At 59.1% G+C, this 13,991-nt stretch carries 10 protein-coding genes and 1 pseudogene; 7 read left to right on the plus strand and 4 right to left on the minus strand.

Annotation, left to right across the window (positions count from 1 at the left end):
- Window positions 1-326 precede the first annotated feature (326 nt).
- Both WKI89_RS07155 and WKI89_RS07160 read right to left on the minus strand, forming a co-directional pair.
- Window positions 327-974 carry a DUF92 domain-containing protein gene (locus tag WKI89_RS07155; protein ID WP_337868491.1) on the minus strand — a complete coding sequence of 216 codons (648 nt, stop codon included), beginning with the start codon at window positions 972-974 and terminating at the stop codon, window positions 327-329.
- Between the two features lie 23 nt (window positions 975-997).
- Complete coding sequence (locus WKI89_RS07160) at window positions 998-3,253, minus strand: bifunctional (p)ppGpp synthetase/guanosine-3',5'-bis(diphosphate) 3'-pyrophosphohydrolase (RefSeq protein WP_337868492.1); 2,256 nt, start codon at window positions 3,251-3,253, stop codon at window positions 998-1,000.
- Window positions 3,254-3,468: 215 nt separating this feature from the next.
- Here WKI89_RS07160 and WKI89_RS07165 point away from each other — a divergent pair, with 215 nt between their 5' ends.
- From WKI89_RS07165 to WKI89_RS07180, 4 genes are all read left to right on the plus strand, one after another.
- Complete coding sequence (locus tag WKI89_RS07165; protein ID WP_337868493.1) at window positions 3,469-3,933, plus strand: hypothetical protein; 465 nt, start codon at window positions 3,469-3,471, stop codon at window positions 3,931-3,933.
- Window positions 3,930-5,525 carry a GMC oxidoreductase gene (locus WKI89_RS07170; protein WP_337868494.1) on the plus strand — a complete coding sequence of 532 codons (1,596 nt, stop codon included), beginning with the start codon at window positions 3,930-3,932 and terminating at the stop codon, window positions 5,523-5,525. The genes WKI89_RS07165 and WKI89_RS07170 overlap by 4 nt, the downstream gene beginning before the upstream one ends.
- Window positions 5,526-5,738: 213 nt before the next feature.
- Window positions 5,739-6,164, plus strand: coding sequence for a CHRD domain-containing protein (locus WKI89_RS07175; protein WP_337868495.1), 426 nt, complete (start codon window positions 5,739-5,741; stop codon window positions 6,162-6,164).
- Between the two features lie 326 nt (window positions 6,165-6,490).
- Entirely contained in the window at window positions 6,491-7,825 is a 1,335-nt protein-coding gene (locus WKI89_RS07180) for a glucose-6-phosphate isomerase (protein WP_337868496.1), read from the plus strand.
- 536 nt (window positions 7,826-8,361) lie between these two features.
- Here the strand turns inward: WKI89_RS07180 and WKI89_RS07185 are convergent.
- Both WKI89_RS07185 and WKI89_RS07190 read right to left on the minus strand, forming a co-directional pair.
- Window positions 8,362-8,772 (minus strand): thioesterase family protein, encoded by a 411-nt coding sequence (locus WKI89_RS07185; RefSeq protein WP_337868497.1) that lies wholly within the window; start codon window positions 8,770-8,772, stop codon window positions 8,362-8,364.
- A 70-nt stretch (window positions 8,773-8,842) separates the two neighbouring features.
- On the minus strand, window positions 8,843-10,738 hold the full coding sequence (locus WKI89_RS07190) for a phosphoenolpyruvate carboxykinase (GTP) (protein ID WP_337868498.1): 1,896 nt from the start codon (window positions 10,736-10,738) through the stop codon (window positions 8,843-8,845).
- Between the two features lie 138 nt (window positions 10,739-10,876).
- Between WKI89_RS07190 and WKI89_RS07195 the strand changes: the two genes are divergently transcribed.
- The 3 genes and pseudogenes from WKI89_RS07195 (at window position 10,877) to WKI89_RS07205 (ending at window position 13,967) form a co-directional block, all read left to right on the plus strand.
- Entirely contained in the window at window positions 10,877-11,089 is a 213-nt protein-coding gene (locus WKI89_RS07195; protein WP_337868499.1) for a CDGSH iron-sulfur domain-containing protein, read from the plus strand.
- Window positions 11,090-11,390: 301 nt separating this feature from the next.
- A complete protein-coding gene (locus WKI89_RS07200) occupies window positions 11,391-12,002 on the plus strand; it encodes a DUF305 domain-containing protein (RefSeq protein WP_337868500.1) in 612 nt (203 codons plus the stop codon).
- Between the two features lie 114 nt (window positions 12,003-12,116).
- Window positions 12,117-13,967, plus strand: a pseudogene (locus WKI89_RS07205) (heme o synthase).
- Window positions 13,968-13,991: the final 24 nt, after the last annotated feature.

Here is a 13,991-nt window from a genome sequence, read left to right on the forward strand (position 1 = left end):
CACCCAGACGTAGGTAGCCACCAGGAGGGTTTCTGCGTCAAGATAGTACAGGGGGTGCTCTCTGTGGGTTTCCATAGCACCCCCTCTTTTTTACATCCCCTGGGGTAGGTCAAGTAGCACACGAAGGTATGGGATTATGCACCACTCGATGCGGCCTGATGGACGGTCTGCTTTTGCCGAAAGTTCTGGATGGTTTACGTTTGGATTCCTGGCAGGCTTTAGCTCAACGCAGACTTGGTAGCCACGAAGGAACTCGTCAAGTGGAGCCAGCCGGCCAGGCCCTCACGGTAGATGCGCTCGGCGGAACGCTTCGGGTGGGGTTCGTATCACGCCGCCACTCCTGCCGATAACACCCACGCGACCAGGCCGCCCGCTGTGGTAGCCAGCAGGTTGGTAAGGTCGTTGCTCCACCAGGCAAAGCGATCCTCCCATAAACCCAGCAGGGTATCCGCTGTAGCGCCGGCCACCCCTCCAGCCACAACCGCGAGCACTGGTGCACCTAGCCACACAGCCCACGGCGCAAATAGCCACGCACCCCCCAGCAGGGCGATGGTGCCGGGCCAGCTTATGGCGGCGTTGGTTCCGCTTTGCACCCGCCCCAACAAAGGGTGCCAGGCCCACGGGCTGCGGCTGCCCACTTCTGTTGCCAGGGTATCGGCCGCGGCGCTTGCAAGCGCCGCCAAAAAGAAGGTGGGCGATCCCAGTGCCATTCCCAGCGCGGCAGGAAGTCCATTGGCCAGGACTTGAAAGGCACTGCGGCCTCTTCGGTCGCGGCTCCCTGGGTTGAGGCGGCTGGCGGCGCTGCCCAAAACGACAAAAAAGATGACCGCCAGGGCTGCAGGGATGCCGCCCGCCCACAACGGCAACCCACCCACCAACGCCGCAGCCCAGGCTGAGCGTGGTTTGAGCCAGCCCAACCGCTCGGCCAGCAGACCCACCCCGAAGGCGACGAGCAGCGCGAGCAGCAGAGGCATGATCCAGGTGGCGCGGAGCAACGTTACAGCACTTGCGACCAGTTTACCGTACGCACGTTGGGCACACTGCGCAATCGCTCGTCCAGCACCTTTTGCTCGCCCTCGGTCAGATCCACTCGAGTGCTGATGCGAAACAGCGAGGAGAGGGGAGAAGCCTGGTTGGAGTTCACCCCCATGGCGCTCTTGCCCATCGAGGCAATGGCGTCCATGATATCGCGCAGCAGACCGGCCCGGTCATCGGCCATTACCTCGAGCTGCATCACCCGTCCCAGCCCTTCCCAGTAGGCCGGTATCACCCGCCCCGAATCCTGCTCCATCAGGCGGCGCATATTGGGACAGTCCGCCTTATGGATGGTAACGCCCCGCCCCCGGGTCACATAGCCCAGGATGGGGTCGCCTTTGGCGGGGCCGCAACAACTGGCCAGTTTGATGGGTACATGGAGGTTGGACTCTAGGCGAATCCCTAACTCATTCTTCAGGGGCTTGGGTTTGGGGGTGGCGGTCTCAGTTTTGGGGGCCAGAATCCGGGCGATCTGCTGGGGTGCGACCCTACTGCCCGCGATGGCTGCGTACAAATCTTCCGGAGAGGAACTCTTGATAAGCCTGCGGCCCACCTCTTCGAGCTGGCTCTCCAGCGGTTTGGGCAAGCCCCGCCGCTTGAAGTATTTTTCCAGCATCCGTAGGCCCTTTTCCAGGGTCTCGGCCCGCTCGAAGGTGCGGAAGAACATCCGCACTTTTTGTTTGGCCGAGCGGGTTTTGGCATACTCCACCCAGTCTTTGGAAGGATGGGCGGTTTTGGCGGTGAGAATCTCCACGATCTCGCCATTTTGCAACTCGTAGCTGAGGGGCACAATGCGCCCATTGACCTTGGCCCCCACCATGTGGTGCCCCACCTCGGTGTGGATGTGGTAGGCGAAATCTACCGGGCTCGAGCCCTTGGGCAGGTTGATGATTTTGCCCTTGGGGGTGAACACGAAAACCCGATCCCCCAGCAGCTCTTTGGTGACGGCCTCGACAAAATCGCGCGAGCTGCTGTATTCCTGCTGCCAGTCCTGGATGCTTTTGAGCCAGCCCACCCGCCGTCGGAGGTCTTCGGGGTCGGTGACCCCCTCCTTGTAGAGCCAATGGGCGGCGATACCAAACTCGGCGATCTGGTGCATTTCCTTGGTGCGAATCTGCACCTCCAGCGGCAGACCGTTTACCGCAATAACGGTGGTGTGCAGCGACTGGTAACCGTTGGGCTTAGGCACCGCGATATAGTCCTTGACCCGGCCCGGGATGGGCTGCCAGAGGGCGTGTACCAGCCCCAGCACGTGATAACAAACCTGCTTCTCGCGCAGCGCGTTTTCTTCTGGGTCTTTGCCCTGGCGCGGCTCGAGAATTACCCGCAGGGCCAGCAGATCGTAGATTTGCTCGATGGCCTTGCCTTCCCGCTCCATCTTTTTCCAGATGGAAAACAGGTGTTTGGTGCGCCCCGTCACCTCGATTCTCTTGATGGACTGCTTGAGGATGAAGTCACGACCCAGGGCTTGCTCGAGCTTTTCTTTAGCGGCCTGCACGGCGGCTTCGCGCTCGGCCCGGTGGCTTTTGAGGCGGGCCTCGAGGGCTAGATAGCTTTCCGGGTCGAGGTAGCGAAAGGAGAGGTCTTCCAGTTCTAGCTTGACCTGTCCAATCCCCAGCCGGTGCGCCAGAGGGGCATAAATTTCCAGGGTTTCGCGGGCAATGCGCTGCTGTTTGTGGGGGGGCATGAACTCCAGGGTGCGCAGGTTGTGCAGCCGGTCGGCCAGTTTGACGATGATAATCCGCACGTCCTCGGCCATGGCGATGAACATTTGGCGCAGGTCTTCGGCGTGCTTTTCCTCGACAGGCTTGTCTTCACTGGCCGCGTGGGCCAGCTTGTAGAGCTTGGAGACCTTGGTTTCCCCCTCCACAATTTTGCGAACGGCTGCACCAAATTTCTCTTCGATATCCTCAGGGCGAACCTCGGTGTCTTCGATGGTGTCGTGCAGTAGCCCAGCCATCAGGGTTTCAGCGTCCAGACCCAAATCGGCTAGGATTTGGGCCACCGCTACCGGATGGATGATGTAAGGTTCCCCACTCTTGCGTTGCTGGCCTTCGTGGGCTACATAAGCAAACTCGAGGGCCGCGTGTACCTGCACTTTAGTAGAGGCAGAAAGATAGTGTAAATGGGGTTCTAGTCCGTGCCAGAGCGCCTCTACTGCCGAATGCTCTGCTGGCGATAGAGGGGTCACTACGGGTTTATGGGAAGGCTTGGTCATAACGGTTCTGGGCTTTGCTTTTGCTTGGCCCGCAAAGACACTTTGCTAAGTCTAGCATTTTGCGGGGGTCTGACCAATCCACCAAGGCCCTTGGGTGCTAGGGCGGTTTTCAAAAGAACCGCTCGTGTGCCGTTGAGAACCTCAAGCCACCACACGACCTGTTTATACCCTTGGCTCCTACGCCTTGATACAATGAGCCATCTTCAAGGAGAGCCATGCAGATCAGCCCGCAGGCCATCAACCTCAACCGTAAATCGTTGAGGTCTTTCCAGGCGCTATTTATTACGCTCAAAGCTCCGGCCGCCGTCCAGGGAGTTTATAGGGCTGAGTTTGTGGGCCCGGCCTGGTTGCGTTGGGTAGCGCCCAAAGGGTTGTGGTTGCTGGGGTTGGGGGGGTGGTGTGGTAAGGATTTTGCTGCCAATGGCGCGGGCATCAACCTTCTGCAACGGGAGGATACCATCATTCGGCGCTTCCCGGTTCAGGTTGCACTGGCCCCCTCGCGGGTGGACGGCCAGCCTTGCCAGATAGTGACCTACCCTGCGGTAAACCCCTGGCCCTGGCCCAGTGTGGTGGACGAACTGCGCCAACTTGACGAGCAAACTTTGTTGGGCCTGACCTTCTTCAAAATGGGCCCACTGGCCCGACTTCCCCTGCCCTTTTTGCTGCACAAAGATGTATGACCTACGACTACGACGTACTGGTGGTGGGAAGCGGTTTTGGTGGTAGTGTAGCCGCCTTGCGCCTGAGCGAAAAAGGCTACCAGGTGGGGGTATTGGAGCAGGGGCGGCGGATCGGCGTTGCCGACCTAGTCAGGGCCAACCGCTCGGTGCGAGATCTGTTCTGGTTGCCTGCACTGGGGCTTCAAGGTATTTTTGTGCAACATTTTTTTCGCCATGCGACCATCATTGGTGGGGTGGGGGTGGGCGGGGGTAGTCTGGTATATGCGGCGGTATTGCTGGAGCCACCCAATTCTTTCTATCGAGACCCGGCCTGGAGCCATTTGGGCATTGATTGGGAAATTGAACTGAAGCCTCACTACGCCACTGCTGCCCGGATGTTGGGTCGTTCCGTGTACGACCAGATGCACTTGCAAGACCGCTATTTGCAGCAAACTGCTCAAGCCATGGGGGCTGGTTCAACGTTCGGAGGTGTTCCACTCGGTATTTATCAGGGGGAGCCAGGCGTTACAGCGCCCGACCCCTATTTTGAAGGACGTGGCCCCGAACGCACCGGCTGCATCCGCTGTGGGGCTTGTCTGGCGGGCTGCCCCCACAACGCCAAAAATACCCTTGACAAAAACTACCTCTACCTGGCCGAAAGGCTGGGAGTGCGCGTACTCCCAGAGCGTAAAGTGACCCGCATCCAGCCCTTGCCACAGGGTGGCTATGAACTCTGCATGCACAATCCTCTCACCCGCCAGAAATATCCACCTCTGCGGGCTAGAAAGGTAGTGCTGGCGGCGGGTGTGCTGGGTACGCTTCAGCTTTTGTTTACAAACCGTGACCACTATCACACGTTGCCCCATGTTTCGCCTGCCTTGGGCAGGGTAGTGCGTACCAACAGCGAGGCCATCACGGCAGTTTTATCGCCCAAGGACAGCCCTGACCTGAGTCATGGCCCCGCGATTTCCTCGCATTTTTACCCCAACCCCTACACCCACATTACGCAAAACCGTGTACCGCCCAGCTACTGGTATCTGAAGCTGTTCAACGGACCGCTGGTGGATGGAACAAACCCACTGGTGCGGGCTTTGTATGCGCTGCGTGAATTTGTGTTTCGTCCACATCGCTCGATGGCCTCGCTGGTAGTGGACAATTGGCACAAGCGTGTCACCATTCTGGCGACCATGCAGCAACTCGACAACCAGCTTGGTTTTCGTTATGGACGCAGCTTATTTTCGCTGTTTCGCAAGGGTTTGCACTCGGTGGCGATTGCGGGCAAGACTGCGCCCACCTACATTCCGGAGGCCAACCAAGCTACCAGGGCTTTTGCACAAGTGGCCAATGCAATTCCCCATAACTCCTTCCTGGAGAGCCTGCTCAATATGTCGGTAACGGCGCATATTCTGGGTGGTTGCTCAATGGGCAAAGATGCCCTAAGTGGAGTTATTGATACAAATCATGAGGTATTTGGCTACCCAGGGCTTTATGTGGTGGATGGGTCTGCTGTTCCTGCTAATGTGGGGGTCAATCCCAGCCTGACCATCACTGCGCTGGCTGAGCGTGCCATGAGCCGGGTGCCAGCCAAACAGGACTCGCGGGCCACCGTTTGAGCAGCGGCTTGCGGCCACACTTGTTTCCTGGCGCAAAGCAGCCAGCAGAACCGGTTGAAGCTGGGAGGTTTATGAAGGAAATCCCGGCCCTGTTACTGGCGCGTTACCGGAGGGGCTCGAGGATGGCAGAGACTCGACCCAGGCGTTTTGCGTTTTTTTGACGCGGCGATGGGTAGGGTTGGATGGGTAAAACTTACCCAACAGGAGGTAGAGATGAAAGTTTTGACTATGGCAGCAGCGGTGGTGGGGGTGTTGGCTTTGTCGGCGTGTGCTGCGGGTGGCTCCAAAAATAACTTTGGCGCGACCCTCAGCGGGGCCAACGAGGTTCCGCCCGTCACCACCTCGGCCACCGGTTCGGCCACCATCACCCTCAACCGCTCGACCAAACAGCTCACGGTCAACGGCACCTTTAGCGGCATGACCATCGGCGGCCCCGGTGCCCACATCCACGGCCCCGCCGCCAAGAATGCCAACGGCCCTATCGTCGCCAACCTAACCTTTGACAATACCGCCCGCACCTTCTCGGCCAACGTAACCCTCACCGACGAGCAGATCTCCCACCTCGAGATGGGCATGCTTTACATCAACCTGCACAGTGCCACTTTCCCTAGCGGTGAAATTCGCGGCCAGATCGAGTAGACCTCTCATTCCCCGTGGCCCTGCTCGAGTTTGGGTGGGGCCATAAGGGGTTTTCAGAAAAATCAATCTTGCACTTATGCCAAGTCTGTGCTGGTAACCCAATAAGTGAGAAAAGTGACCCTCGAATGCCCTCATTGGCGAGGCAAGTGAGAGCAGTTCCCACGAATACCCAGTTCAGCAAAACCGCTGTACTGGGTAAATTACGCCGCACCGCCTGCGGTGTAATTTTGGGAAACGCGACGAGGGACGCGTCTAGCGTCCCTCACGAGCAGAGATAGTATTAGATCTAAATCAAATCTACTCACTTGGGCTGGTAGACTAGCAGCATGCTGCGTCTAGACCTCAACAACCTATTTTCGGAGCGTATCGGTGAGCATGGGATTGACTGGGTCGCGGAGTTTGCTTCTCAAGCGCCGAACCTGGAAGCAGCCCGTGATGCGCTCTGGAGTCGTAAATCCGATCCAGCCGAGTTTCTAGGCTGGATTGATGTGCCCGAAGACACCGAGACCCTACGGCGGGTGTTGCGCTACCGCGAGGCCAATGCCTGGGTCGAAGACCTGGTGGTGCTGGGCATTGGGGGTTCGGCCTTGGGTGCACAGGCGGTGGGTGCGGCCCTGGGCAAAGGCCCGGTGCGCCTGCATTTTGTAGATAATGTCGAACCTGAGCCGATCATCGGGTTGCTTCGCACCCTCGAGCCCCATAAAACCCTGGTCAACGTCATCTCCAAGTCGGGCTCCACCGCCGAGACCATGGCGGCCTTTCTGGTGTTCCGGCAGTGGCTCGAGCTGGGTGTGGCCGACTGGAAAAAGCACGTGGTGGTCACCACCGACCCCGCCAAAGGCATCCTGCGCCCCTATGCCCAGGCCGAGGGGCTAGCCACCTTCGAGGTGCCCCCCGCGGTGGGTGGGCGTTTTAGCGTGACTTGCCCGGTGGGTACCCTCCCGCTGGCTTTTGCCGAGGTGGACCTGGAAAACCTGCTGGCCGGGGCGCGCAAGTCCAACGAACAGGCCAGGGCTGCCCTCGAGCACAACCTGCCAGCCCAGACCGCCCTGATTAATCACCTGTATAGCCAAAGGGGCAAAAACATCGTGGTGTTCATGCCTTATTCCACCCGTCTGCGTTACCTGCCCGACTGGTTTGTTCAACTCCACGACGAGTCGCTGGGTAAGATGCGCGACCGGGCGGGCCAGGAGGTTCGCACCGGCACCACCGCGGTACGGGCCATCGGTACTACCGACCAGCACGCCCAGGTGCAGCTTTTCCGGGAGGGGCCACACGACAAACTCATCAATTTCGTGCGCCTGCTCAACCCCAGCGAAAACCTCGAGATTCCGGCGGTGCGGGGGCTCGAGGCCCTCGACTACCTCTTTGGCAAGAGCTTCTTCGAGCTGCTGGACGCCGAGGCCAAAGCCACCGCCCACGCCATGGCCAAGGCCGGCCAGCCCAACTACACCCTCACTCTGGAAACACTCGACGCCTACCACCTGGGCTGGCTGCTGCAACACCTGATGTGGCAGACCGCCTTCCTGGGCGAGCTGTGGAACATTAATGCCTTCGACCAGCCGGGGGTGGAGCTGGGCAAGGAGTACACCTACGCCCTGATGGGGCGCAAGGGCTGGGAGTCGCTGGCCCAGGAGTTGCGCGCCGAGGGGGTGGAATAACGGCACTTCCTGCGGGTTCGGGGGTGGAGGCCTGGCCTGTGATACGCATTTCGGTAGTATCGTTCACTTTGACAAGCCTAAACGATACTACCGAAATGCTTTTCTACTCCCTTCGGTCGGCTTGAATCCTTCACCTCTGATAAGAAATCTTCAATACTCTTTCCACTAAAGTGGAGCCATGCAACTGGCCCAACGTCAGCGCCGTCCCCGGTTGGAACTCCGACTACAACACCATTTAACTCAGCCAGCGCTTACCCAGGGCTACACCCTATTCCACTGGTGGCCAGGGGATATTAAGGGAATAACTCAAAAGGACTTCTTATGACTGCGTCCAACGCTGAAGGATTCAAGCGGAAAGGGTATGATGCAGGTTGTTTATCACCCACCTTTACGCCGACCGCGCTACCCTGAACGTACTCGCAAAAACAAAGCTTAAAGGTTCATAGCGCTGCCGGTTTCATCCGGTGTAGGGGGCGGCTGAGCCTGTCGAAGCCGATCCCCTTGGGTAGCGGTTGCAGAGCGGAATATAACCAGCTTCAGTGACCCAGCAACTCGCGCATGGCCTGTGGAACGGTCTGGGGCTGGCGCGTCTGGGGGTGGGCGGCCACATAGATGACCTCCCCGCTAATCAGGTGGGCCTCCTCCCGGAAGATACCCAGCACAAACTGCATGCTGCTGTTGCCAATACGCCCGACCCGCACCCCGATATCCAGCTCGTCGTCGTAGTGGGCGGGGGCGTGGTACTCCACCGTTGCCTTGACCACGAATAAATCCAGCCCAAAGCGCTCCACCGTACTGGGGTAGGGGATGCCCAGCGCCCGCCAGTACCCGGTGATGGCCACGTCGAAGTAGGTCAGGTAGTGGCCGTTGAAGACGATACCCTGTGGGTCGCTTTCGGCCCAGCGAACCCGCAGGCGGTGGAAGAAGCCAAAATCGGAGGGCTGCATGCTCATCAATATAGTCCTTCAAAGGAAACCTCCCCTAGGGGGCAGGGGAGGCCAGAAATGGGGGGTTGTGTTATTGCGAGTTGCCCACGTCCCAGTGCTCGGGGGAGCGCCAGAGGTTGGAAATCAGAAGCTCGCGCATGGCCAGGAATTCCTTGGGCATCCGCTCGTAGAGCTTGATGAAGAGCTCCTCGTGTGAGAGGATTTCCCTGAGCCACAGGTCGCGGTCAATGGCCATGAGTTCCTGAAACTGCTCTTTGCTGAAGTTCAGGCCGCGCCAGTCGAGGTCTTCGTAGTGGGGTACATAGCCCAGGGGGCTTTCGGTGCCGCGTCCGCGCCCATTGGCCCGGTCCACGATCCACTTCAGCACCCGCATGTTCTCGCCAAAGCCCGGCCAGGCAAAGTTGCCGTCCTTGTCCTTGCGAAACCAGTTGACGCTGAAGATGCGGGGTGGATCTACCACGTGGCGGCCCATGTCCAGCCAGTGGTTGAAGTAGCTGGCCATGTGGTAGCCGATAAAAGGCAGCATGGCGAAGGGGTCGCGGCGCACTTCCCCAATCTGCCCGAAGGCGGCGGCAGTCATCTCCGAGCCCATGGTAGCGCCCAGATACACCCCAAAGCTCCAGTTGAAGCTCTGATACACCAGGGGCACGACCGTAGCCCGGCGTCCACCAAAGATAAAGGCTTTGATGGGCACACCTTTGGGGTTTTCCCACTCGGGGTCAATGACCGGGTTCTGGCCGGCTGGGGCGGTAAAACGGGCGTTGGGGTGGGCGGCTTTGCGTCCGGAGTCGGGGGTCCACTCGTTGCCCTGCCAGTCAATGGCCTTGGCTGGGGGCGGGCCGTCCATACCTTCCCACCACACATCGCCCTCGGGGGTGAGGGCAACATTGGTGAAGATGGTATTGGCCTTGATGGATTCCATGGCGTTGGGGTTGGTGCTATAGGACGTACCCGGAGCCACCCCAAAGTAGCCCGCCTCGGGGTTGATGGCGTAGAGGCGCCCGTCGGGGCCGGGCTTGATCCATGCGATGTCGTCGCCCACGGTGGTGACTTTCCAGCCGTCGTCTTGGAAGGGCTTGGGCGGGATCAGCATGGCGAAGTTGGTTTTGCCGCAAGCGCTGGGGAAAGCGGCAGCTACATAGGTTTTCTGGCCCTTGGGGTCTTCGACGCCCAGGATTAGCATGTGCTCAGCCAGCCAGCCCTCGTCGCGCCCGATGACGCTGGCAATGCGTAGGGCTAGGCACTTTTTGCCCAGCAGGGCGTTGCCGCCGTAGCCCGAGCCATAGCTCCAGATGCTGCGCTCCTCAGGGAAATGCACAATGTATTTGACCTTGGGATTGCAGGGCCAGGGAATGTCTTTCTGGCCGGGTTCCAGGGGCATCCCCACTGTGTGCATACAGGGCACAAAGTCGCCATCCTCGCCCAGCACCTCGTAAACGGCCTTGCCCATGCGGGTCATGATGCGCATATTGACCACCACATAGGCCGAGTCGGTAATCTCGATGCCAATGTAGCTGATGGGGGAGCCCAGCGGCCCCATGCTAAAGGGCACCACGTACATGGTGCGGCCCCGCATGCAGCCGTCGAACAGGCCCTGCAAGGTAGCGTGCATTTCTTTGGGGTTGACCCAGTTGTTGGTGGGGCCGGCGTCTTCTTTGTTGATGGAGCAGATAAAGGTGCGGTCTTCCACACGGGCTACATCGCTGGGGTCGGAGCGGGCTAGAAAGCTGTTTGGGCGCAGCTTGGGGTTGAGGCGGATGAACGTACCAGCCTCGACTAACTGATCGCACAGGGCGTTGTACTCCTCTTCTGAGCCGTCGCAGAAGTGCACTGCGTCGGGTTTGCACAGTGCCACGGCTTCGGCAATCCAGTGTTTGACCCGCTCGTTTCTGATGTAGGGGGGGAACTCGAGGCTTTGCATATCGTCCTTAACTCTAACGGTTGTCCCTGTATATTTCACGGGCATGCTGGTTCCTCCTCTGACAGGCTGGCGACTTTGATAAATCTCTCACTAGCCTTTGGAACTAGTTTCCACTACGAACCTATAACTCAGTAGGGTCAATCGCCCCGTTTTGGGTGAAATGGCAGAGTCTAAACTGGGTTTATGAAAATCCGCTTGCGGGAAAACGGGTCGCTGGTGCTGGATTTACCAGAGGGCACCAAATTGGTTCTAAACGGGGAAGAGCGGGTGCTTGAGCGCGCCAAACTTGCGCTGTGCCGCTGCGGTCACTCAGAAAACAAGCCTTTTTGCGACGGCACCCACAAAAAGGTGGGTTTTGAGGCCGCAGCGGGTGAGCTCGAGTGGTTCCAAGGTTAGCTTAACGTCAGTTTCGAAGTTATCCAATAAGCTGAAAAGCTCAGCCGAAGGTTGAAAACCCGTCAATCAGCCGGGCGGCATCGCAAAGTCCACCCCTACGCCGTAGGGGTGGCTTTAGCGTGAGTCTGCCGTGCCACACAGGTTTATTCTGCTTTTCTATCTCCGAACTGATGCTAGCTTAGATAGGGTAGAGTGCGCATTCCCATACGTCGTGCTCGGTGGGGGTTGGGTGGGTGATGCGGCAACAACCCGGCGATAAAAGCGCTACTCGCTACAGGGGAGAAGAGCTAGAATGCAATCTGTGAAAGCTCATCTGCCAGCTTCCTCCCTGCGCCGTCCGCTGGGATGGGGTTTATTGGGGCTGGGCCTGATTGCGACCGGCCTCCTGCTGGCCCAACCCCTCACCCCCGAGGGCCGTTTCGCCCTACAGATGATTCCCCACCATGCCCAGGCGGTAGAGCTGGCCGGTATTTTAGAGCCTCGAGCCGCCGACCAAAACCTGCGCTACTTCGCTCAGGATGTAGCCCAGACCCAGGCCGCCCAGATCGCCCAGATGCGAAAGTGGTTGCCGTGGTGGCGGCAACTGACCATCGGTTTTGAACGTCCCAGCCCCCAGGCCGCTGCGGCCATGGGCATGGCCTCGGCGCAAGAAATAGCCGAGCTGCTGGCCCTGCAAGGCCCTGCTGCCGAGACGAAATTCTTGCAACTGATGATTCGCCACCACCAGGGCGCCCTGCCCATGATTGAACAGGGCCTGGTGGAAGTAAAAACCGAGGGCCTCCCCCGCCGCCTAATTGAGGCCATGGGCCAGAGCCAGACGGGTGAGATCCAAACCATGGAACGCTGGCTTGCAGAGCGTGGCGGAGAGAAACTGCCTTTTGACCCCAGTACCCTTCCTCCCCACGGGCATTAGGCCCACCGAGCCATCAACTGCTCTGGCCTGCAACTACCAGGACAATTGTCCTTATGGAGTATCTGGAGCGGTTCTGGCAGAATAGGGTTCATACCCCAGCGGGGGCTTTTTCTTATGATGAACCGACGCTTTACCTTCTACGCCTGGGGCGTGGTGATCTTTACCCTGGCGGTTATTTTGTGGGGCGATGTGGTACAAGCTACTGGCTCCGGGGATGGCTGTGGGGCGCACTGGCCTACCTGTAATGGCGAGGTATTGCCCATCTTCAGGGGCCTCGAGACCTTCATCGAGTTTTTCCACCGTGTCACTAGTGGCCTCTCGCTGCTCCTGACCATTGGGCTGCTGGTCTGGTCGCGCCGGGCCTTTCCTAAGGGCCACCTGGCCCGGCTGGGGGCCGGTCTTTCGATGCTCTTCATGATTACCGAGAGCCTGGTGGGGGCCGGACTGGTGCTGTTTCGGCTGGTAGGGGAGGACGCCAGCGTTGCCCGGGCTGTTGTGGCTCCCATTCACCTCATCAATACCCTTTTCCTGATTGGTTCGTTGACGCTCACCGCCTGGTGGTCGGGCCACCCCGAACACCGCCCGGTCTGGAGAGGCCAGGGGCTGGTGGGCTGGGCCCTGGGTTTGGGTTTTGTGGGTATCCTGCTGGTGGCTGCCTCGGGAGCCCTAACTTCGTTGGGCGATACCTTGTTCCCAGTGCGCAGCACAGCTGAAGCGGTGGGTCGAGCGCTCACGCCCGGTGAGCATTTTCTGGTGCAGCTTCGCATCTACCATCCTTTGATTGCGGTGATGGTGAGTGTTTATGTGGTTTTGATTGCCAATCTGGTGGCGACACTCCGGTCCAGCAACTACACCAAACTGCTCTCCCGAATGGCTGGGGTGATTGTTATCTTGCAACTTGGGATGGGCTACCTTAACGTGCAACAGGGGGCCCCGCTCCACACCCAGTTGCCCCATCTCCTGCTCTCCGATGTGGTTTGGGTTACCTGGTTGCTGCTCACGGTCTCGGCCCTGAGCCTGGGGTATCGTGCAGGGCCGGCAGCAGTTCCTGTGGCTGAAGCAAGGTAGACTGATATGGTGGTTTCTGTTGCCCATCCCGAACGCGCAACCTGGCGCGATTATTTCTGGTTAACCAAGCCTCGAGTCATCAGCTTGTTGCTGTTCACCACCCTGATGGCCATGTTCATCGCCGCAGGCGGATGGCCGGGCCTGGGTCTGTTTGTGGTGGTGTTTGTGGGCGGTTACATGGCCGCCGGCGCAGCCAATGCCTTCAACATGGTCATTGACCGTGACATTGATGGCCGCATGAAGCGCACCGCCCAGCGCCCCACCGTCACCGACCGGATTAGCAGCCGCGATGCCACGATTTTTGCAACGGCTTTGATGCTGCTTTCCTTTTTGTTGCTGTGGTGGGGTGCCAATCTGACCACTGCTCTCTTGGCGATGGCCGGGCTGGGCTGGTATGTGCTGATCTACACCCTCTACATGAAGCGCCGCTTCTGGAGCAACATCGTGATTGGTGGGGCTGCCGGGGCTTTCCCGCCTCTGGTCGGCTGGGCTGCTGTAACGGGGGATGTGAGCCTCTTCGCCTGGTATTTGTTCCTGATTATCTTTTTCTGGACGCCCGTGCATTTCTGGGCCCTATCGCTGATGATCAAAGACGACTATGCCGCGGTGGGCGTTCCCATGCTCCCGGTGGTGCGTGGGGAGCGTGAGACCGCCTATCAGATCTGGCTTTATGCCATCCTGACCGCCGTGATTGCCCTTATTCCGGTGCTGATGGGTGAATTGCGCTGGTTTTATCTGGTGGCGGCGCTGGTGCTCAATGGCCTGCTCTTGGTGCGCAGCCTGCGCTTATACCAGACCCTCGAGCGGAGCTGGACGCTTTCGCTGTATAAATACTCGATGTTATATCTGGCATTACTATTTGTTGCGATGGCCATAGACCGCACCATGTGGATGTAGGTAGAATATCCTATCGGGATAGGG

This window comes from Meiothermus sp. (assembly GCF_037443965.1).
In the GTDB taxonomy this organism is placed as follows: domain Bacteria; phylum Deinococcota; class Deinococci; order Deinococcales; family Thermaceae; genus Meiothermus.